This window comes from Pseudomonas azadiae (assembly GCF_019145355.1).
Taxonomy (GTDB): domain Bacteria; phylum Pseudomonadota; class Gammaproteobacteria; order Pseudomonadales; family Pseudomonadaceae; genus Aquipseudomonas; species Aquipseudomonas azadiae.
Genome location: NZ_JAHSTY010000002.1, coordinates 624,325 through 645,198 on the forward strand (window position 1 = coordinate 624,325; position 20,874 = coordinate 645,198).

At 61.7% G+C, this 20,874-nt stretch carries 21 protein-coding genes; 3 read left to right on the top strand and 18 right to left on the bottom strand.

The genetic code is table 11. The features are described 5' to 3' along the window. Positions 1 to 11: 11 nt before the first annotated feature. The 7 genes from KVG91_RS19295 to KVG91_RS19325 form a co-directional block, all read right to left on the bottom strand. Entirely contained in the window at positions 12 to 2,093 is a 2,082-nt protein-coding gene (locus KVG91_RS19295; protein WP_225927023.1) for a carboxy terminal-processing peptidase, read from the bottom strand. 355 nt (positions 2,094 to 2,448) lie between these two features. Continuing rightward, positions 2,449 to 3,102, bottom strand: coding sequence for an HAD family hydrolase (locus KVG91_RS19300; protein ID WP_169375441.1), 654 nt, complete (start codon positions 3,100 to 3,102; stop codon positions 2,449 to 2,451). A 29-nt stretch (positions 3,103 to 3,131) separates the two neighbouring features. Further along, on the bottom strand, positions 3,132 to 4,121 hold the full coding sequence (locus KVG91_RS19305) for an ABC transporter ATP-binding protein (RefSeq protein WP_169375440.1): 990 nt from the start codon (positions 4,119 to 4,121) through the stop codon (positions 3,132 to 3,134). Beyond that, complete coding sequence (locus KVG91_RS19310; RefSeq protein WP_169375439.1) at positions 4,118 to 4,918, bottom strand: ABC transporter permease; 801 nt, start codon at positions 4,916 to 4,918, stop codon at positions 4,118 to 4,120. The genes KVG91_RS19305 and KVG91_RS19310 overlap by 4 nt, the downstream gene beginning before the upstream one ends. Continuing rightward, positions 4,905 to 5,741 (bottom strand): ABC transporter permease, encoded by an 837-nt coding sequence (locus KVG91_RS19315; RefSeq protein ID WP_169375438.1) that lies wholly within the window; start codon positions 5,739 to 5,741, stop codon positions 4,905 to 4,907. The genes KVG91_RS19310 and KVG91_RS19315 overlap by 14 nt, the downstream gene beginning before the upstream one ends. Further along, on the bottom strand, positions 5,738 to 6,544 hold the full coding sequence (locus KVG91_RS19320; RefSeq protein ID WP_169375437.1) for an alkaline phosphatase family protein: 807 nt from the start codon (positions 6,542 to 6,544) through the stop codon (positions 5,738 to 5,740). Before KVG91_RS19320 ends, KVG91_RS19315 begins: the two co-directional genes overlap by 4 nt. A gap of 179 nt (positions 6,545 to 6,723) precedes the next feature. After that, positions 6,724 to 7,800, bottom strand: a complete 1,077-nt coding sequence (locus KVG91_RS19325; RefSeq protein ID WP_169375436.1) for an ABC transporter substrate-binding protein — start codon at positions 7,798 to 7,800, stop codon at positions 6,724 to 6,726. A gap of 347 nt (positions 7,801 to 8,147) precedes the next feature. Between KVG91_RS19325 and KVG91_RS19330 the strand changes: the two genes are divergently transcribed. Then, complete coding sequence (locus KVG91_RS19330) at positions 8,148 to 8,861, top strand: UTRA domain-containing protein (RefSeq protein ID WP_169375435.1); 714 nt, start codon at positions 8,148 to 8,150, stop codon at positions 8,859 to 8,861. Between the two features lie 135 nt (positions 8,862 to 8,996). On the opposite strand, the gene KVG91_RS19335 is transcribed toward KVG91_RS19330, so the two are convergent. From KVG91_RS19335 to KVG91_RS19370, 8 genes are read right to left on the bottom strand one after another with little or no spacing between them, the layout of a single operon-like run. Further along, the gene (locus tag KVG91_RS19335) at positions 8,997 to 9,950 is read right to left on the bottom strand and encodes a metal ABC transporter solute-binding protein, Zn/Mn family (RefSeq protein WP_169375434.1); all 954 of its coding nucleotides are present in this window, start codon (positions 9,948 to 9,950) and stop codon (positions 8,997 to 8,999) included. Continuing rightward, complete coding sequence (locus tag KVG91_RS19340) at positions 9,950 to 10,849, bottom strand: metal ABC transporter permease (RefSeq protein ID WP_169375433.1); 900 nt, start codon at positions 10,847 to 10,849, stop codon at positions 9,950 to 9,952. Before KVG91_RS19340 ends, KVG91_RS19335 begins: the two co-directional genes overlap by 1 nt. Then, complete coding sequence (locus KVG91_RS19345; protein WP_169375432.1) at positions 10,846 to 11,592, bottom strand: metal ABC transporter ATP-binding protein; 747 nt, start codon at positions 11,590 to 11,592, stop codon at positions 10,846 to 10,848. The genes KVG91_RS19340 and KVG91_RS19345 overlap by 4 nt, the downstream gene beginning before the upstream one ends. Further along, positions 11,589 to 12,509: a metal ABC transporter substrate-binding protein gene (locus tag KVG91_RS19350; protein ID WP_169375431.1), complete on the bottom strand. Its 921-nt coding sequence runs from the start codon at positions 12,507 to 12,509 to the stop codon at positions 11,589 to 11,591. Before KVG91_RS19350 ends, KVG91_RS19345 begins: the two co-directional genes overlap by 4 nt. 19 nt (positions 12,510 to 12,528) lie before the next feature. After that, positions 12,529 to 13,089: a DUF6162 family protein gene (locus KVG91_RS19355; protein WP_169375430.1), complete on the bottom strand. Its 561-nt coding sequence runs from the start codon at positions 13,087 to 13,089 to the stop codon at positions 12,529 to 12,531. Then, a complete protein-coding gene (locus KVG91_RS19360; RefSeq protein ID WP_169375429.1) occupies positions 13,086 to 13,415 on the bottom strand; it encodes a hypothetical protein in 330 nt (109 codons plus the stop codon). Before KVG91_RS19360 ends, KVG91_RS19355 begins: the two co-directional genes overlap by 4 nt. Further along, positions 13,412 to 13,948 (bottom strand): thiamine pyrophosphate-binding protein, encoded by a 537-nt coding sequence (locus KVG91_RS19365; RefSeq protein WP_169375428.1) that lies wholly within the window; start codon positions 13,946 to 13,948, stop codon positions 13,412 to 13,414. Before KVG91_RS19365 ends, KVG91_RS19360 begins: the two co-directional genes overlap by 4 nt. Beyond that, positions 13,945 to 15,147, bottom strand: a complete 1,203-nt coding sequence (locus tag KVG91_RS19370) for a PepSY-associated TM helix domain-containing protein (protein ID WP_169375427.1) — start codon at positions 15,145 to 15,147, stop codon at positions 13,945 to 13,947. Before KVG91_RS19370 ends, KVG91_RS19365 begins: the two co-directional genes overlap by 4 nt. A 288-nt stretch (positions 15,148 to 15,435) precedes the next feature. Here KVG91_RS19370 and leuC point away from each other — a divergent pair, with 288 nt between their 5' ends. After that, positions 15,436 to 16,854 carry a 3-isopropylmalate dehydratase large subunit gene (leuC, locus tag KVG91_RS19375; protein WP_169375426.1) on the top strand — a complete coding sequence of 473 codons (1,419 nt, stop codon included), beginning with the start codon at positions 15,436 to 15,438 and terminating at the stop codon, positions 16,852 to 16,854. Further along, positions 16,851 to 17,465: a 3-isopropylmalate dehydratase small subunit gene (leuD, locus tag KVG91_RS19380; protein ID WP_169375425.1), complete on the top strand. Its 615-nt coding sequence runs from the start codon at positions 16,851 to 16,853 to the stop codon at positions 17,463 to 17,465. Before leuC ends, leuD begins: the two co-directional genes overlap by 4 nt. A gap of 45 nt (positions 17,466 to 17,510) precedes the next feature. Here leuD and KVG91_RS19385 read toward each other — a convergent pair whose 3' ends face one another. The 3 genes from KVG91_RS19385 to KVG91_RS19395 all read right to left on the bottom strand — a co-directional run bounded on the left by KVG91_RS19385 (position 17,511) and on the right by KVG91_RS19395 (position 20,793). Then, positions 17,511 to 18,425, bottom strand: a complete 915-nt coding sequence (locus tag KVG91_RS19385) for a LysR substrate-binding domain-containing protein (RefSeq protein WP_217894927.1) — start codon at positions 18,423 to 18,425, stop codon at positions 17,511 to 17,513. A 78-nt stretch (positions 18,426 to 18,503) separates the two neighbouring features. After that, the gene (locus tag KVG91_RS19390) at positions 18,504 to 19,808 is read right to left on the bottom strand and encodes a dicarboxylate/amino acid:cation symporter (RefSeq protein ID WP_169375423.1); all 1,305 of its coding nucleotides are present in this window, start codon (positions 19,806 to 19,808) and stop codon (positions 18,504 to 18,506) included. 109 nt (positions 19,809 to 19,917) lie between these two features. Beyond that, the gene (locus KVG91_RS19395; protein WP_169375422.1) at positions 19,918 to 20,793 is read right to left on the bottom strand and encodes an alpha/beta fold hydrolase; all 876 of its coding nucleotides are present in this window, start codon (positions 20,791 to 20,793) and stop codon (positions 19,918 to 19,920) included. Positions 20,794 to 20,874: the final 81 nt, after the last annotated feature.

Consider the following 20,874-nt stretch of genomic DNA (forward strand, 5'->3'; position numbering starts at 1 on the left):
ATCGCTATCGTTTACTGCTTGGCTACCTGCTTGGTGATCTTCAGGTAGTCCAGCAGGATCCGCCCCGTCTCAGCCAGGTAGGCGTCATCTTCCGGTTTGGTTTTTTCCGCTTCGGCCGGCAGCGCATCTTCGTCTTCTTTCTTCAACTCCTTGAGTGGGTCTTCACCCTTGGCCTTGCGGCGGATGTTCTCCAGGGCAAGTTGCTTGTTTTCGATGTCGGTGTGCTGCGCGCGGCGGTCCACTTCGTTGAGGCTGACGGTTTTTTCTTCCATCAGCTTCTTGGCCAGGGCCAGCTTGTCGCGGATGAACACGAACTCGGCATCCTTGGCGGAGCGGGCATCATGATCGGCCTTCAACTGCGCGAGGAATGGCTTGAACGGGTCCGACGCCGGCTTGATCGCAGGACGGATGGTGTCCCACGGCATGGCTTCCGGCAGGGCGCTTTCGCCGATTTCCTTGGTGTCGATGATCGACGGGAAATCAATGTCCGGCAGTACGCCCTGATGCTGGGTGCTCTGCCCGGAAACCCGGTAGAACTTGGCCAGTGTCAGTTTCAGCTCGCCATGGTTCAGCGGCTGGATGGTCTGCACGGTGCCTTTGCCGAAGGTCTGGCCACCGATGATCAATGCGCGGTGGTAGTCCTGCATGGCGCCGGCGAAAATCTCCGAAGCCGATGCCGACAGGCGGTTGACCAGCAACGCCATCGGACCTTTGTAGAAGGCGCCCGGGTTCTCGTCTTCGAGCACGTCGACACGGCCGTCGGCGTTGCGTACCAACACCGTCGGGCCCTTGTCGATGAACAGGCTGGTCAGCTCGGTGGCTTCCTGCAGGGAACCGCCGCCGTTGTTGCGCAGGTCGATGACCACGCCGTCGACTTTTTCCTTTTGCAGCTCGGTCAGGATTTTCTTCACGTCGCGGGTGGTGGACTTGTAGTCCGGGTCGCCGGCACGGAAGGCCTTGAAGTCGAGGTAGAAGGCCGGGATTTCAATCACGCCCAACTTGTAGTCCTTGCCATCCTGCTTGAGGTTGAGGACTTTCTTCTGCACGGCCTGGTCTTCGAGCTTCACCGCTTCACGGGTGATGGACACGATCTTGCTGGTCTGGTCGTTCGGTGCGTTGGTGTGCGGGATCACTTCCAGGCGCACCACGCTGCCTTTGGGCCCGCGGATCAGCTTGACCACTTCGTCCAGGCGCCAGCCGACCACGTCGACCATCTCTTTGTCGGCCTGGGCCACGCCGATGATCTTGTCGGCGGGGGCGACCTGCTTGGTCTTGTCCGCCGGACCTGCCGGCACCAGGCGCACGATCTTGACCTGGTCATTGTCGCTTTGCAGGACGGCACCGATGCCTTCCAGCGACAGACTCATATTGATATCGAAATTTTCCGCGTTATCTGGCGACAGATAATTGGTGTGCGGATCGTAGGACATCGCGAAAGTGTTGATATAGGCCTGGAAGATATCTTCGGCGCGGGTCTGGTCCAGGCGCGCGAGCTGATTCTTGTAGCGCTTGGTCAACAGTTCCTGGATGGCCTTGGGTTCTTTGCCGGCGATCTTCAGGCGCAGCACTTCGTCCTTGACGCGTTTGCGCCACAGGTCGTCAAGCGCGGCGTTGCTGGTCAGCCAAGGGGCGTCCTTGCGGTCCACCAGAAGGGTTTCCTTCTGGGTGAAATCAAGCTTGTCGACGCCTTTGTTCAACTCACCCAGGGCGAAGTCCAGACGCGCTTTGACGCGGTCCAGGTAACGCTTGTAGATGGTGAAGCCGGGCTGCAGGTCGCCGCTCTTGAGGAGGTCGTCGAACTGGGTCTTCCACTTGTCGAACTCAGCGATATCGCTGGCCAGGAAGTAGCTGCGCGACGGATCCAGCAGCTTGAGGTAGCTGTCGTAGATGATCACCGAGCGCGCGTCGTCCAGCGGCGGCTTGCTGTAGTGATGACGCTTGAGCAACTCGACGACGTTGAGGCTGGCAATCACCTCATCGCGATCCGGCTGAAGCTTGTCCCAGCTGTTGGCAGCGAAGGTATTGGTCGACATCGACGCGAAGCCGAGACCAATGAAAAGAGCGAGGGTGGTGCTTGGGAACAGATGCTTCATGCTGATTCGACGCGGGGGCAATTGATAACGCATATTAGGCCGTCTTTGAGGGAGCCGGTTCCATATGGTCCGGTCGCATAATGCAAAAAGCCCGGCGGTACAGCGACGGGCTCAGTCCAGACTCACTATGGAGGCACTGTGAAAGCATTGCAAGGCGTTGACGGTCATGTGACGTTGTTAGAACAACCCGGTCCTACAGGCGATGTAGGCCAGGTTCGATTTGCACTGCAGCCAATGTGGGAGCTGGCTTGCCTGCGATGGCGGTGTGTCAGATGAAAAACTCTTCACTGTTGTACCGCTATCGCAGGCAAGCCAGCTCCCACAGTTGATTTGATTTCAGTTCAAAAAAGCGGTGTCAGATCCAGTGGTGGATTGGCCAGCCGGCCTGTTCGGCATGTTCGCGCAACACCAGGTCCGGGTTCACCACTTGCGGGTGATCAACTTTCAGCAGCAACGGCAAGTCATTGCGCGAATCCGAATAGAAGTACGCCCCCTCCAACGTTTCACCTTCCTGCTCCAGCCATTCCAGCAACCGCGTGATCTTGCCTTCGCGATAGGTCAGTACGCCGACCGTGCGCCCGCTGTATACGCCATGGCTGACGTCCAGGTTGATCCCCAGCACCTCATCAATGCCGATCCGCGCCGCAATCGGCGTGACCAGGTGCGTGCCCGAAGCGGAGATCACCAGGATCCGGTCACCGTTGGCGCGGTGACGGGCGATGGTTTTGGTGGCGTCGCTGTAGATCAACGGCTCGATCACGTCCTCGACCCAGGGTTCGACAAGGTGCTCGATTTCTGCCGGCGTGCGGCCGATCATCGGCTCCAGGCTGAAGTCCATGAAGTCTTCCATCTTCAGCTTGCCTTGGCTGTAGGCGTCCATCAGTTCATTGTTCCTGCGCATGAACGATTCCGGATCGACCCAGCCCAGGCGGCCCATCTGTTCGCTCCACAGGGTGGCGCAGTCGCCGTGGATCAGGGTGTCGTCCAGGTCAAAAATTACCAATGCCATCCTTCGTGCTCTCTGAAATAAACGTTGCGTCAGGCTACTTCACACAGGGCGCTCGGGTCGATGGAAAGTGCCAGGCGCTGTCCGTTGGGGTGCAGGTCGTCGGCCGAGCGGTTGAGCACGTCCACCACCAGCTCGACGCCGCGCGCTTCGATGCGGTAGCGGATCACGTTGCCCAACAGGCTGTGGCTGCGCACCAGCGCATCCAGTTCGCCCTCGCGGCTCAGCTCGATGGCCTCCGGGCGAATGGCGATACGGCTGTGGATCGGGCGCTGCAGCAGCTGGGTGGCCTTGTCGGCATCGAGCAAATTGTAGTTGCCGATAAAGCCCGCGGCGAACACGTCGACGGGCGCGGTGTAGAGCGTCTCGGCATCACCACTTTGCACGATCTTGCCCTGGTTCATCAGGAAGATACGGTCTGACATGGTCAGGGCTTCTTCCTGGTCATGGGTCACGAAGATCGTGGTCAGCCCCAGCTCGCGCTGGATCTGGCGAATCTGTTCACGCAGATGCTTGCGAATCCGCGCATCCAATGCCGACAGCGGCTCATCCAGCAGCAGCAGGCGCGGGCGCGTCACCAATGAGCGGGCGAGGGCCACGCGTTGGCACTGGCCGCCGGACATCTGGTGCGGGTAACGGCCGGCGAGGTCCTTGAGTTCCACCAGTTGCAGCACTTGCTGCACGCGCAGGTGGCTGTCGTCGGCGTTGACCTTTTGCATGCGCAGGCCGAAGGCGACGTTCTGCTCCACGGTCATATTGGGGAACAGCGCGTAACTCTGGAACACCATGCCGATATGCCGTTTCTGCGGGCTCAGCGGCACAATGTCCTGGCCATCCAGCAGGATTTTCCCGCTGTCTACCGAGGTCAGCCCGGCGATGCAGCGCAGCAGCGTGGACTTGCCGCAGCCGGACGGGCCGAGCAGCGTCACGAACTCACCCTTGGCGACTTCGCAGTTGATATCGCTGAACACCGGGGTGCCGGCGTAGCTTTTTTGCAGGTGTTGGACGCTGACGAAGCTCATTGGCTCTTGTCCTTGTTCAAGATGTTGGCGGCCCAGGTCAGCACCAGCACAAAGAAGAAATAGGAGATGACGACGGCGCTGGTGAAGTGGCCGCTGCTGTTGCGCATGTTGTTCAGGTACACCTGCAGGGTTTCGTAGCGGGTGCCGACCAGGATATTGGCAAACACAAACTCACCGAACAGGAACGAGAACGACAGCAGCAGCGCGACCATCAGGCCTTTGCGCAGGTTTGGCAACACCACCAGGATCGCCGCCTGCCAAGTGCTGGCGCCCAGCAATTGCGAGGCGTCCATCAGGTCGCGCAGGTTGATGGCTTGCAGGTTGTTGGTGATCGCCCGGTACATGAACGGCAAGGCCACGGTGAAGTAGCAGCCGATCAGGATCCATGGCGTGCCCACCATCGCAAACGGCCCGGAACCATAGAGCTGCAGCAAGCCCACCGACGACACCACCGGCGGCACCGCAAAGGGCAGCAGAATCAGGATGTTCATCAGCGCGTCGAGCCTGGGGAAGTGGTAGTGCACCACGAACAGCAGCGGCAGGATCAGCACCACCGACAGGATCAGCGCGCCGACGCACACCATCAATGATTGCCCGAAGGCCATCAAAAAACGCGGGTCGCTCCACAGCTGTACGTACCACTTCAGGGTAAAACCGGCCGGCAGGATGGTCGCCGACCAACTGCTGGCGATCGAATAGACAAAGGTACCCACCAGCGGCAGCACCAGGATCGCAAACAACACATACACCACTACCCGATGGTAGAGCGAGGCCGGGCCGGCTTCAGCGCGAGACATGGTAGCTCCTCTTGAGCAGCAGTTGATGCGCCACGGTGACCACGGTCATCAGGGCCACCAGCACCACGGCCAGGGCGCTGGCCAGGTTCGGGTCAAGCGACACGTCGCCGGACACCAGCCCCGCGATGCGGATCGGCAGCACGTTGAAGTTGCCGGTGGTCAAGGCGTAGACCGTTGCGTAGGCGCCCAACGCATTGGCCAGCAGGATCACGAAGGTGCCCAGCAGCGCCGGCGTGAGCACCGGCAGGCCGATATGCCGCCAGAATTGCCAGCCGTTCGCGCCAAGCAATGCAGCGGACTCACGCCAGTCTTCGCGCAGCGCATCGAAAGCCGGGTACAGCAGCAACACACCGAGAGGAATCTGGAAGTAGGTGTAGAGGATGATCAAGCCGGTTTTGGAGTACAGGTTGAAATCCTGAATGATCCCCGCCTGCTTGAGCATGATGGTGATGCTGCCGTTGAAGCCCAGCAGGATGATGAACGCGAACGCCAGGGGCACGCCGGCAAAGTTGCTGGTCATGTTGGCGAACGCGGTGACGAAATTACGCAGCGGTGAATCCACGCGCCGCAGGGAATAGCTGCCCAGCGTGGCGATGATGATGCCGAAAACGCTGGAGTAGAAGCTGATCTCCAGACTGAATTGGATGGCTTGCAGGTAGAACTTCGAGCTGAAGATGCGTACGAAGTTTTCCACGCCCCAGCCGGCTTCTTCGGTTTGCAGGCTGTTGATCAGCACCCACACCAGCGGGGCGATTTCGAACACGATAAAGAACAGTGCGAAAGGCACCAGGCACAGCAGCGCCAGCCATTTGCCACGGATCATTTCAGCAGCTCCCGGCACACGGGTTTGTCGTGGGGCACGCCCAGCAGTTCGCAGACGGTGCCGCAGAGCTCGGTCTGTTTCGGCGCGGCGTCGGGGTTCAGGCTGAAGGCATCACCGAGCACGAACAGCGGTACTTCGCGTTCTTCCGGCAGTAGGCCGTTGTGGGAGCGGTCGTTGTTCATGCCGTGGTCGGCGGTTACCAGCACCTGATAGCCGGCGTCGAGCCAGGCTTGCAGGTAGTCGGCCAGGATGATGTCGGCCGAGCGTGCGCTGTTGCGGTACTGCGGGCTGTCGAGGCCGTGCTTGTGGCCGGCGTCGTCGATGTTCATCGGGTGCGCCAGCAAAAAGTCCGGCGCGTGCTTGAGGCGCAGGCTTTCGGCATCGGCGAACAGGTGGGAATCGGGGTAGTGGTCATTCCAGTAGAAATGCCCGTGCTGGATCGCCAGCGCCTTGTCGTCGGTATGACGGTCGCGGGCGGCGAGAAAGGGCGTGCGGTTATACAACTCGCTGACCCAGTGATAAGCCGCCGCCGCCGTGGTAAGGCCGGCGTCGGTGGCGTAATGGAAAATGCTGCGCTGGGTGGACAGGCGCGAGACGTTGTTGTGCACGATGCCGCTGCGGATCGGCGGCACGCCGGTCAGGATGCATTCATACAGCGGGCGGGACAGGGCGGGCAGTTCACATTCCAGGGTGTAGAGGGCTGCGCGTCCTGCGCCGACATAGGCCTGCAAATGCCCCATGGCGAGCCTTGCGACCTCGAAGTTCAGGCCGTCGAGCACGACAAGGATGACAGTGTGCTTCATGGGGGCTGGCGCTCCGCAACAGTAGGCTTGACTCAAATTCTCTGGCACAACCGGGTCAAAATGTGGGAGCTGGCTTGCCTGCGATGGCGGTGCATCAGTCGACACAGAGGTTGAACGTCAGACCGCTATCGCAGGCAAGCCAGCTCCCACACTGACTGCATTTCAGGCCGGGAGCCTGATTACTTCATCTCTACAATGACCTGCTCGTTCCACAACTGCGGCAACTTCTTGGACGTCGCTTCCCAGGCATCGGCATCCTTGATCGGCTGCGGGTTGGCCTTGGTGTATTGCTCGCCCGGGATCAGGTTTTTGGCGATATCGGCCGGCAGTTTCAGGTCGGTTTCGGCGCGGATCGGACGTGCATTACCCTTCGCCAGGTTGAGCTGGCCGGCATCGCTGAAAATGTATTCGCGGGTCAGCTTGGCGGCGTTCGGGTGCTTGGCGTATTTATTGATAATGGTGGTGTAGCCGGATTTCACCGAACCATCCGATGGGATCAGCACCACGTAGTCATCCGGGTTGGCCATCTTGGCCTTGTAGCTCAGGCCGTTGAAGTCCCAGACGATACCCACTTCGACTTCGCCTTTTTCCAGGGTCGCGATGGTCGGGTTGGACAGCCCGAGACGGCCTTGCTGGGCGATCTTGGTGAAGAATTGCAGGCCTGGGGCGATGTTCTTCTCGTCGCCTTTATTGGCAATGGCCGCGGCGAGTACGCCGTTGGAGGCCTGGGCCGCGGTGCTCACATCACCTACGGACACCTTGTATTTGCCGGTCAGCAGGTCGGCCCAACTGGTGGGAACTTCGGAGCCGTGCAGCAGCTTCTTGTTGACGATGAACGCGATGGTACCGGTGTAGGCCAGGGCCCAGTGACCGTCCTTGTCTTTTGCCCAATCCGGCACCGAAGCCCAGGTGGACGGTTTGTAAGGCTGGGTCACCTCCTGCTTCACCGCAATCGGGCCGAATGCTGCGCCCACGTCGCCGATATCGGCGCTGGCGTTGTCTTTTTCCGCTTTGAACTTGGCGATTTCCTGGGCCGAGCTCATGTCGGTGTCCATGTGCTTGAGGCCGTACTTGGAGGCCAGGTCTTCCCAGGTGCCTTTCCAGTTGGCCCAGTCATCGGGCATGCCGACGCTGTTGACGGCGCCTTCCGCTTTCGCGGCGGCTTCCAAGGTTTTTAGATCGGTATCAGCGGCCATGGCGGCGGTGCACATGGCAATGGTCGAGCCTAACAGTGATGCCAGGAAAAGCTGTTTCATCCGAAGCTCCTTTGGGCGTTTTCAACGCGGCGTTTATTCAGGCGGTGTTGTTGGTCTAGGTCAGAGCAATACCTGAGCCAATCTAGACGGGATGGATGACAGTTTCATGTCGATGTCGTTTTCAAAGCCGTGAAATCGTTAAGCGCAGGCTCAGCGTAGACCATGCTCAAGGGCCCGCTGGGGTTGGACTTGGCCGATGTATTGCAACGTGTGCTGCAGGGGGGCGGCAGGGGTTGTCATCTGTCGGTCATCTGCAATGCCTAGGCTGGCACGCAGCAGTGCAAGCCCAGTTACGGCGCGGTTTGTGCACCTGATCGGTGCTGGTCTAGTCCAGATAGGTAACATTGATGCGCGATGAGGCAATCAAGGCGGTGACATCCATTGGCCTGGCGCTGCAAGAGCAGATCGACCACGGCTTGTTGGCGCCTGCCAGCAAGCTGCCCGCCGAGCGCAAGCTCAGCGAGTTGTTCGGTACCACCCGCATTACCGTGCGGGAAGCCTTGTTACAACTTGAGGCCCAGGGGCAGATCTATCGGGAGGAACGTCGCGGCTGGTTTGTCTCGCCGCCGCGGCTGGCCTACAACCTGATGCAGCGCAGCCACTTTCACGCGATGGTGAGTGACCAGGGGCGTGTGGCGTCCACTGAAGTGATCAGCGCGCGGCTGCAGCCGGCTTCGGCGGCGGTGTGTGCATGGCTGCAGTTGCCGGCGTTGTCCAGCGTGATCCAGATTTGCCGGGGTCGGCGCATCGATGGGCGCTTGGTGCTGTACGTGGAGCACTACCTGAACCCGCAGTATTTTCCGGGCATCCTGGCGTGCGATTTGAATCAGTCGATGACGGAGCTGTATGCGCGCAAGTACGACTTGCACTATGGGCGGGTGCGTTTTGAGATCGTGCCGACGTCACTGCCGGTGGAAGCGGCGGCTGCGTTGCGCGTGTCGGTGGGCAGCCCGGGCTTGCGGATAGCCCGGGTCAACTATGACCAGCATCAGCGGTTGATCGACTGCGACCTGGAGTTCTGGCGGCATGATGCGATTCATGTGGGTGTGGATGTGATTTAACAGCATTTACTAGATGTGCCGAGGCCCAATGTGGGAGCTGGCTTGCCTGCGATGCGGGCACCTCGGTACATCAGGTGCACCGAGTCGATGCCATCGCAGCGGTGCGGCGATCCGACAAGCCAGCTCCCACATTGCCTACGGCATCAGCGCCTTGATCACCTGATCCACATTGGTTTCCAGCTCTGTCACAGGCGTCGCACCGTCCACATTCAATACCAGCAACTGCGCACCACCGGCCGTGACAGCGGCTTTCACCGCGTCACTCGGTTGACGGTGATGCAATACCACCGCCACCTCGTTGTCCTTCAGCTCTGTGCTGAGCTTCTGCAGCGCCTCGGGCGTCCATTCGGCATCGGGTCGCGCATCGGTGCTGACCAGCTCCAGGTTCAGGCTGCTGACCAGATACGCAAAGTGATCACTCAAACTGAGCACACTCAGGTTATCCGCCTTCGCCAGGCGCGCTTCGCTGTCGGCGCTGAGCTTGAGCAGGCGCTGCTTGAGGGCGGCGAGGTTGGCGTCGATCTTCGGCTTGGCGGCGGGCGCCAGGCGGCTCAGGTCAGCGGCCAGCACATCGGCCATGCGCCCCATGTTGTTGCTCGATTGCCAGGGCTGGCTGTTCAGGCCATCGCTGACGCCTGGCTGTACTGCAATGCCCGGCAAACCGCCGTCCACCGGGCGCGCGGCGTCGACTTCAACAATGCGGATATTGCTGCGTCGCGCCACCGGGTACAGCGGGTCATCGGCCCACAGCGAGCGCAGGCCGATGGCGGCGTCGGCGTCGAGCGCCAATGTGCTCAACGCTGGCGCACCCCGCCCGGTGAAGTAGGACACCTGCCGCGAACCGGGCAGGTTGGCCGGTGCGGCGCGTTCAAGTTGAACGTCGGTGCCTTTGAGCAGCACCTCGGCCAGGCCGTAGGTGATTGGCAGCGACGCCAGAACTTTCACCGGTTTTACCGACTTGGCCTTGCTCAGTGCGGCATGGCCCAGCCCCTGATGGATCTTGAGGGGCTCCGATCCTTCGACAGCCAGTGCCGAGGTGCTGATCAAGCAAGCGATGGCCAGGGCCAATGGTCGAATTGCAGGGCGCATTATCCAAGATTCCCTTTGAGGCTGGGCACCGTGCCGCGCGCGATGGCGGCCAGTGCGAAGGCGATACCGGCAACCAGAATGATCGCGGCGCCGGACGGGATGGGCAGGTCGAAGATGATCGGCAGCAGGATCCCGCACAGGGTGCTGACCGTGGCAATTACCACCGATACCCAGAAGAACCCCTTGAGCGACTGACTCAACAGGCGTGCCGCCGCAGCCGGAATCACCAGCAACGCACCCACCAGGATCGCGCCGATCACCTTGACCGCCGCGACGGTGATCAGTGTCACCAGGATCACGAACAGGTAGTCCAGGGTTTTCACCGCCACCCCTCGCACCGCCGCCAGTTGCGGGTTGAAGCTGGCCAGCATGATGCGGTTGTACAGCGGCAAGGCCAGGGCCATCACCAGTGAACCGACGATTGCGAGCACCAGCAGATCGTTGCCGTTGACCGTCAACACCGAGCCAAACAGTACGTTTTCGAGGATATGCACGTTGATCTTGCCCGCCAGGATCAGCAGCAGGCTCGCACCCAACGCCAGCGACACCGACAGGAACACGCCGATCAAGGTGTCCGGCGCCAGGCCCGTGCGGTTGCGCAAGTAGTTGAGCAAGATGCCGAACAGCAGGCAGTAGCCGAACAGGCTGCCATAGGGCCCGGTATAGGGTTCGCCCAACAGGATGCCCACGGCCACGCCGGTCAGCGCGGCATGACCGACCGCTTCGGAAAAAAACGCGAAGCGCTTGACCACCACCAGGGTTCCCAAGCCGCCCAGCACGGGGCCGATCAGCAAACCGGCGAGCAAAGCGTTGACCACAAAACCATAGGCCAGCGCCTCCGGCAGGTAACCGGAAGAGGCCCAGCCCTGGACCATCAAGCGAAAGGCTTCATAAGTCATTGCGCCGGGCTCCGAGGGTGGGTGGAGAACAGGCTCAGCAGGCGATCCGGGGTCAGCGCCTCTTTGGGCGTGGCGTCGAACAATACGCGGCGGTTCAGGCCCGTGACGCGGTCGGCCAGGCGGCCTACGGCTTCCAGGTCATGCTCGATCCACAGCACGGTGATCCCGGCCAGTCGCCAGTCATTCAGCAAACGCTCGAACACTTGGATACCGGCTTCGTCCAGCGCCGACATCGGTTCATCCAGCACCAGCAACTGCGGCGCCGGGATCAGCCCCTGGGCCAGCAGCACGCGCTGGCGTTCACCGCCGGACAACGCGCCCATGCGCCGCTTGCGTTTGTCCTGCATGCCAACGCGCTCCAGCGCCTCGCCAATCGCACCGGCGTAATGCCTGGACAGGCCAAGAAACGCCGGACGCCGCTGGCACATGGCAGCCATGAAATCATCGACGGTCATCGGCAAGCCACGGTCGAATTCCAGGGCCTGGGGCACATAACCGATGGTGCCGGGCGTGGTTGGCCAGTGCAGGCTCAACCGTCCCTGGTGCGGTGTTTGCCCCAGCAGCGTCTTGATCAGCGAGCTTTTACCGCCACCGTTGGGGCCCACCAGCGCATGGATGCTGCCCGGCTGCACCTGGAAACTCACCTGGTCGAGGATCACCGTGCGACCCAGGGTCAGCGACACGTTGTCGAATGCCAGGGCCGGGCCGACGCTGACCGCCTGCAGTTGTTGCGCTGCCGTCATGCTCCCGACTCCTGGATCGCGCGTACCACGGTGTTGAGGTTGCCGGTCATTTCCACTTCGTATTTTTCGGCGCTGTATTCGCCGTAGGAAATATGCGACAGCGGGTACAGCTTGACCCCGGACTCACGCTGGATGGTGTCGACATAGGTGGACGGGAAGTCCATCTCCGAGAAGATCACCTTCACGTCCAGAGCGCGCAGCTCATCGATGGTTTTTTTCAACTGGCTGGGGCTGGGTTCGATCCCGTGGGCCGGTTCGACCACGGCGGTGACTTCCAGGCCGAATTCACGCAGCAGGTAGTCATAGGCCGCGTGCACGGTGGCCACGCGCAGGTCCGGGTTGGGTGCGCTGGTCAACTTGGCCAGGGCATCGGCACGCATCTGGCGCAGGCGCTTGCCATAGGCGCGGGCGTTCTGGGTGTAGGTCTTGGCGTTGTCCGGGTCGAGCTTGCCCAATTCGCGGGCAATGTTGTTGACCTGGGCAATCGATGCGCTGATCGACAGGAACGTATGCGGGTTGACCACCTTGCCCGCGCCGCGTGCGGCGTTACCGGTGGCGGCCAGCAGCGGCACATTGGCGTTGGCCTCGATGACCGGGATGTCCGGGCGTTCGCTGGTCGCAATCATGCGGTCGGCGAAGTCGTCATGGCCGACGCCGTTGAGCACGATTACGTCCAGTGTGCCGATGCGCTTGATGTCTTCGGCGCGTGGCTCATAGGCATGTGGGTTGAAACCGGCCGGAATCAGCGGCACCACTTCAGCCTTGTCGCCGACGATATTGGCCACGTAGCTGTAATAAGGGTGCAGGGTAATGCCGATGCGCAGGCGTTTGGCCTGTTCGGCATTGGCCAGGGGAGCGAGCATCAGGCTGAACAGGCCAACCAGCAACAGGCGCAACAGGGGCGATGAAATAGACATGGGCAATCGGTCTTCTCGTTCAGTGACGGTGCTGGCGGGTGACGCCGGCATCGAATTGCGCGACCACCTGCTGCCAGCCGGCTGCGATCAGCGCCTGGTCAGAGAGGTCGGAGGGGGCGGCCAGGTTGGCTTGGCGATTGAGCCAGATATCCGGCTCGGCACCGTGCACGCGCATGAGCAGCGAGCCACTGGTGGCGGGCACTTGGCTCAAACCCAGGTAGGCCGAGGGTTCCAGCAGCTGCCAGCGGTGATTGCCACGGCTGACCGAGCTGGCGTCCTGGGCAAACGGCGCAAAGCCTTCTTCGGCCAGTTGCGCCGGGGTCGGCAGTGCGTTTTGCTCCTGCTGCAACAGCTGGATTTCATCCAGGGTCACGCGCAGGTCGGCGTAAATGCCTTGCTCGGCGGCGCTCAGGTCGCGTCGGGCGTCCAGCTGGTGACTGGGCACGGTAGCAACTTCCCGGGTTTCTCCGTGCAAGGCCACCACCGTGCCAGCCACCGCCAGGATGATCAGGCACAGCAGCAGGACGTAGAGGGTTTCGTGACCGGCACCCGCGGGGCGTACAACCTGGGTGGTAGTCATTGTGGCTGGATATCCGCCTGGTCGATTTCCACGACGTGGCCTGGGCCTGCATCGAACAGCACGTAGAACTCGGCGGACGGTTTCTTGAACGTCAGCGTCGAATCCTCGCCAAGCTTGCCGGGCACCAGGATGGTTTCGTCGTAGCCGATCACGTCCAGGGTCACACCGGGCGCGCCGCTGCCGTCAGAGAAGCCGCCTTTGCACTGGATCTGCTCGCCGGGGATTTCCTTGCACTCGCACATCGGGTTGTGTGCGAGGGCGACGGTACTGAACCCGGCGCCGATCAACAGGACGGCACCGGCGCGGGTCAGGCGCATCAAAGTCATGGTTTAACTCCTTGCTTGTTCAGCCAGGCAATAGTGGCAGGCGAGGCCTGGCTCAGCGGGATGGAACCCTGGTGCATGGCGCCGTCCCAGCCTTCCATGGTCACCCACAGTTCGGCGTCGGCCGGCGTGCGTTCTGGAATCGGCAGGCCCGCGCCCATGCGGTACGGCGTGCCGAAGAAGATCACCCCGGCGGCGCGCAGGCTGCGCGGCTTGCCAATACGCAGATAGGTAGCCTTGACCTGGTCGGCGCAGGCGTCGCACAGGGCTGCGTTGAAAAACTTCATCGGGCCGGCCGGGTCGGGGCGCGGCCCCTCATTGCGAAATTCCGCGAGGGTCAGGCTCCAGGGTCCGACCTGCACTTGCCCGGCCACGCGCTCGCCGATGCCGGTATCGCCACGAAACAGCGCGGCATCGGCGAAGTACTTGGGCATGAAGCCCAGGGGTACCAGCAACAACAGTACGTTGATGTGAAAACGCCATTTCAGCCAGAACGCTCGCAGCGGGGATGGCTTTGCAGCAGCGGCCTTGTTCATGGGTTGGCCTCCGAGGTTTCTGCCCGCATCGCCGGGATGGACGCCGGCGTGTGTTGTGCCTTCGTTTCGCGCTTGAAGGCGTTGAGCGTGGCCAGTGCGGTGCGCTTGGTCCAGATCAGCAGGCCGCTCAACACCATCATGCTCATGATCAGCCCGAAGAACGCCCAGATCAGTTTGATCCACAGCCCGCCAAAGTCGCCGGTGTGCAGCGGGCGCATGGATTCGGTGACGAACTCCAGCTTCGAACGGTCGGACAGCAGGTGCGCCGCGGCGACTTCACCGTCATAGGGGTTGATCTGCGCGGTCTGGAACATCAAGGGGTACCAGCCCCGCCCGCCGATCTGCAGGTGGCTGTACGCGTTGAGCGGCAGACTGATGAAACTCGCCTCCAGACCCGGGATGCGCTGGGTGGCGATCCGGATGGCCTCGTCCACCGCAATCATCGGTGCTGGCACGCCCGGCGCCGACAGGGGCACCTTCTCCCGGGCAATCACCGGGATGACGGGCTCGGTTGAAATCGAGATCTGGTTGTCGCCCAGGATCGCCCGGATCAGGAACCAGATGCCGGTGACGGAAATCACTGCGATAAACCAGATCGACCAGATGCCGCTCAAACGGTGGAAGTCGCCCCAGAAGATCCGCGCGCCATGGCGCACGCGCAAGGTAGGGCGCAGGAAGCCCTTCCAGAAACGCTTGTACACCACCAGCCCGGTCACCAGCGATGCCAGCAGTGGAATGCCGAGCGCCGAGACCAGGTACCAGCCCCAGCTGTAGCCATTGGTGAAGGGCACCAGCCACCAGCCATGCAGCGCGCGGGTAAATGCCTTGAAGTCGAATGACGGGCTGATGCCTTGGATCGCCCCGGTGTAGGGGTTGACGTAGACCTCGACGGAACGCCCGTCGGGGTAGCTCAGGTCGACGCTGAGGGCGAAATGCGATTCGTCGGGACGGCTGATCGACTGGACGAACACCTGGGGTTCATCGCGCTTGATGGCGGCGATTACCTGGTCATAGCTCAGCGGCTCGGCATCATCCGTCGGCTTGCTCGCGCGGATATCCGGGTTGGCCAGCCAGACGATCTCCTGGCTGACGACCGCCAGGGTGCCGGTGACGCAGACGATCAGTACAAAGAACCAGATGGGCAATGCCAACCAGCTATGGACGAGAAACCAGAGTTTGGAGCGTGACTTCTTCGACATGTGAGTGAGGGTCTTGATCGGAGGGGGCAGTGAAGGCCCGGAAAAGGCCAGTCGTAGCTTTTGCTGACGCGACGGGCTGTATCTAAGTTAAGACGGATGAGAATGAGAAATCCCTAACCCTGATATGAAAGAAAATGTTTCAGGTCCACATTCAGGGCGCTTTAACGCCCTGATCGAACACGAAACATGTTCCTAGCCATCACCCAAGCGCCATTGATGGCGCTTGGGCGCTACGTAGGATGGGCTCATACCGTTGAGCGAGCGCCTACCCAAGTGAGTCCAGCAAAGATGACTGCCAGAACCCTGTACGACAAACACATCGATTCCCACACGGTGTGTCCCCTGGATGACCAAGGCCATGTCCTGCTTTATATAGACCGCCAAGTGATCAACGAATACACCAGCCCCCAGGCCTTCAGCGGTTTGCGTGAGGCCGGGCGCACCGTGTGGCGCCCGGGCACCGCGCTGGCGGTGGTTGATCACGTGAACCCGACCACGCCCAAGCGTATTGCGGCCATGCCCGATGCCGGTGGGGCGCGGCAAGTGTCATACCTGGCCGAGAACTGCCGGGATTTCGGCATCGAGCTGCTGGACATCCTCGACAAGCGCCAAGGCATTGAGCACGTGATCGCGCCGGAACAGGGCTTTATCCTGCCGGGCATGATGATCGCCGCCGGCGACAGCCACACCACCACCTACGGCGCCCTTGGTGCCTTTGGTTTTGGTATCGGTACCTCGGAAATCGAACACCTGCTGGCCTCCCAGACCCTGGTCTACAAGCGCCTGAAGACCTTGCGCGTGAGCGTGGATGGCGACCTGGCGCCCGGCCTGACGTCCAAGGACGTGATCATGGCGCTGATCGGTAAGATCGGCGCCTCGGGAGCAACCGGCTACGCCATTGAGTTTCGCGGCTCCACCATCGATGCGCTGAGCGTCGAGGCGCGTATGACCATCTGCAACATGGCGGTGGAGGCCGGTGCGCGCGGCGCGTTCATGGCCCCCGACGAAAAAGTCTTCGCCTACCTCAAGGGTAAGCCCCGCGCACCCGAAGGCGCGCAGTGGGATCAGGCACTGGCAGGCTGGCGCCAGCTGCATTCGGACGCCGATGCGGTGTTCGACCGGGAGGTGCAGCTCGACGCCCGCATTGTGGAGCCGATGGTCACGTGGGGCACCAGCCCCGATCAGGCCGCGGCCATTGGCGCCCGCGTGCCCGACCCGCAGGATGTCAGCGACCTGATCCTGCGCCAGGACATGCGCCGGGCCCTCGATTACATGGGCCTGGAAGCCGGCATGCCGCTGAGCGATATCGTTATCAGCCACGCATTTATCGGTTCCTGCACCAACGCTCGCATCGAAGACCTGCGCGACGCCGCCAGCGTGGTGCGCGGCAGGCAGGTGGCCAAGCACGTACGGGCGATGATCGTGCCGGGTTCCACTGAAGTGCGCGACCAGGCCGAAGCCGAAGGGTTGGCGGCGATTTTTATCGAAGCCGGCTTTGAATGGCGCCAGTCGGGCTGCTCGATGTGCCTGGCGATGAACGACGACGTGCTGGCCGCCGGTGACCGCTGCGCTTCCAGCACCAACCGCAATTTCGAAGGCCGCCAGGGCGCGGGTGCGCGCACTCACCTGATGAGCCCCGCGATGGTCGCCGCCGCTGCCATTACCGGCCGGCTTACTGATATCCGCCAATTTGGAGAGCGCCCATGAGCCTGCAACCGTTCACCCTGGTCACCGGCAAGGCCGCGCCGATGCTGGCGGCGAATATCGACACCGATGTGATCATGCCCAAGCAGTTTCTCAAGGGCATCGACCGCAACGGCCTGGACCGTGGGTTGTTCTTCGACCTGCGCTTTTTGGCATCCGGCGAGCCGAACCCCGCGTTCGTGCTGAACCAGCCGGCCTGGCAGGGTGCGAAGTTTTTGGTGGTAGGGGCGAATTTCGGTTGCGGTTCCAGCCGCGAGCACGCGGTGTGGGGCTTGAAGCAGATGGGCATCCGCGCGTTGATCGGCAGCAGCTTCGCCGGGATTTTCTATGACAACTGCCAGCGAAACGGGGTGTTGTTGATCACCTTGGACGAGGCGGTGTTGCAGCAGTTGGGCAAGACCGTCAGCCAGGCTGAGCAGGCTCAGATCAGTATCGATCTTGAAGCCCAGCAGATTCGTTTGGCCGAAGGTCAGGTGATCCCGTTTCAGCTCGATACGCTGCGCAAGACGGTGCTGTTGCTCGGGCTGGACGCCATCGGCAGCACGTTGCAGCGCAGTGAGCAAATCAAAACGTTCGAACGTAGGCACCTCCAGGCTAACCCCTGGCTCAGCTGACACTGCGGTTCAAATTGTGGGAGCCCATTCCAATCAGGAGCGATGCTAGATCGACAACCCCTTGAAGTGCTCCTGCAGAAACTCCACACACGCCCTCAGCTTTCCGGAATACGCCAACCGTGTCGGGTACACCGCCCACACGTTGGCGCTCTGGGTGTAACCGTGCAGTACCTGCACCAGCTTGCCTTGCTCCAACAGCGGCTTCACATCCCACATCGAACGCAGTAATACGCCGCGCCCGTCCAGTGCCCACCGCAGCACAATCTCGCCGTTGTTCGACGACAGTGGCCCTCGTACGCGCACGCTTTGCGCAGCACCCTCGTGTTCCAGGTTCCAGATGCCAAACGCGTTATCGCGCTCCTTGAGGACCAGGCAGTCGTGTTGCTCCAGGTCGCTCAGTTGCTGCGGCGTGCCTCGGCGCTCCAGATAAGCCGGCGCGGCGCACAGCACGCGACGGTTGCTCACCAGGCGGCGGCCGATGTGCTGGCCGGGAATGTCGTCGCCCACGCGGATCTCCAGGTCGAAACCTTCGCTGACGATATCCACCACACGATCAAACAGGTCCAGGCGGATTTCCAGGTCCGGGTACTGTTGCGCCAGTAACGACACGGCAGGGGCCACATGGTTGCGTCCGAAACCGAAGCTGCTGCACAGGTGCAAGCGGCCGCGCGGGCTGTCATGAGCGTCGCTGAGCTCATCCGAGAGTTGTTGGAAATCTTCCAGGATACGCACTGCCCAGCGCTGCACCCGTTCGCCGTCTTCGGTCAGGGCGATGCGCCGACTGGTGCGGTGCAACAGACGGGTGGCCAGGGTGGTCTCCAGGATCTGGATGCGCTTGCTGACATACGCGGGCGACAGGCCAAGTTCATCGGCCGCCGCTGCGAAGCCGGCCTTGCGGATCACGGTGAGGAACACCCGCAGGTCTTCGGGTAGGGGCACGGTATCTTTCTTGTGAGTCATCAGAAACAGGCGTGGCGGCATGAGCCGCCAGAATAGCACCGGATCGGCGTGCCTTCCGGCGCGCCTGGGCGTATTCGGTTACTCGGCAACGGTCTTGGCTCGGGCGGCCGCCCGAGCATGCCGGCCACGCTTGAGTGCGATGGGGGCCATTTTCTCGCGGTCCAGTTCACCTTCCCAGGCCGCTACCACCAGGGCAGCGACGGCATTGCCGATGATATTGGTCAGCGAGCGGCACTCGGCCATGAACCGGTCCACGCCCAGGATCAGCACCATCGCCGCCACCGGCACGGTCGGCACCACTGCCAGGCTCGCCGCCAGCGCCACGAACCCCGCGCCCACCACCGCACCCGCGCCCTTGGACGTCAGCATGGCCACCGCCAATAGGGTCAGCTGCTGCTCCAGCGGCAAATGGATATTGGTGGCCTGGGCCAGAAACAGCACCGCCAGGGTCATATAGATGTTGGTACCGTCCAGGTTGAAGGTATAGCCGGTCGGCACCACGATGCCCACCACACCCTTGGAGGCGCCCAGGCTTTCGAGTTTCTGGATCAATTGCGGCAGCGCCGACTCCGACGAACTGGTGCCCAGCACGATCATCAACTCCGACTTGATATAGCCCATCAACTTGAAAATGCTGAACCCGGCGTAGCGGGCAATGCTGCCCAACACCACGGCGACAAAAAAGAACGCGGTGATGTAGAAGGTGCCCACCAGTTTCAGCAGCGGCAGCAGCGAGCCCACACCGTATTTACCGATGGTGAACGCGATGGCGCCAAAGGCGCCGATCGGCGCGACCCGGCTGATGATGCCGACAATCCGGAAGAACACTTCGCTGGCCTGGTTGATCACACCCACCAACGGTCGGCCCTTTTCACCGACCATCACCAGGCCGACGCCAAACAGCACGGAGACGAACAGCACCGGCAGGATTTCGCCCTTGGAAAATGCATCGAAAAACGTCGCAGGGATCACATGCAACAGGAACCCGGTGATGCCTTCGCCATGTTCGGCCTGGCCGACAAAGCCGGCGATGGCGGAGCTGTCGAGGGTTTTGACATCGATATTGAAGCCCACCCCCGGATGCAGCAGGTGCGCCGCGAGGATCCCGATCAACAAGGCGATGGTCGAGACCACTTCGAAGTACAGCAGCGCCTTGCCGCCGACCCGGCCTACTTGTTTTACATCGTGCATGCTGGTGATGCCGGAGACCACCGTGCAGAAAATGATCGGGCCGATGATCATCTTGATCAACTTGATGAAACCGTCGCCTAGGGGCTTGAGATCGATGCCGATCTGCGGCCATTGATGGCCGATCAACACACCCAGTGCGATAGCGATCAGCACCTGTATGTATAGGGTTCCCAGCAGTTTTCTGATTGTCATTGTTATTATCTCGAGACGTGATGTTGGGCAAAGCGAACCCGTCGCGGGCCGGTGGCAGCCTGCGAGGCGGGTGGGTCTGGTCATGGGTTGCCTGGTTTGGAAAGCGGGCTCAGCGAAGGAAGGCCAGGACTTCGCCAAGCAACAACTCGGGGGCTTCTTCGGCAATATAGTGGCCGGCCGGCAGGGCCTTGCCGCGCACGTCGGTGGCGACTTTCTGCCACTCCTTGAGCGGCTCGAAACAGCGGCCGACAGTGCCTTCGGCGCCCCACATCACCAGCAGCGGCAGGGTCAGGTGATGGCCGGCGTCGATGTCCGCCTGGTCATGTTGAAGGTCGATCCCGGCAGCGGCGCGGTAGTCCTCACAAATGCCGGTGGCGCTGCCCGGCAGTTTCAGGCAACGCAGGTATTCGGCGAAGGCCTCATCGGTGAACGGCTTGAGCCCGGCGCTGCGGCTGCCGATCACGCTGCGCAGGTACAGTTCAGGGTTACTTTCGATCAGCGCTTCGGGCAGCGGTGCCGGGCGGATCAGGAAGAACCAGTGCCAGTAAGCGCGGGCAAAAGCCTGGTCGGTTTGCGCGTACATCGACAGGGTGGGGGCGATATCCAGCAGCACCATGCGTTGCACCGCGGCCGGGTGGTCCAGGGCCAGGCGATGGGCCACCCGGGCGCCACGGTCGTGGGCCAGCACATCGAACTGCTCGAAGCCCAGGGCCTTCATCAATTGGACGCCGTCGCGCGCCATCTCTCGCTTTGAATAGTTTGTGTTGTGGTCATTGGCGGGCGGCCTGCTGCTATCGCCATAGCCGCGCAGGTCGGCTGCCACCACGGTGAAGTGTTCAGCCAGTTGTTCGGCGACTTTGTGCCAGATGATGTGGGTTTGAGGGTGCCCGTGCAGCAGGAGCAGACCGGGCCCCGTACCGCCTTGGCGGTAGCTGATGCTGACGCCATTGACGTGGCACTGGTCTTTTTGGAATCCGGCGAACATGGAATGACTCCTTGTGATGAGTGCTTGCATCCTGGAATCACGCGGCGTTCGGGGCAAGGGTGAAAACGTGGAGCGGGTGTT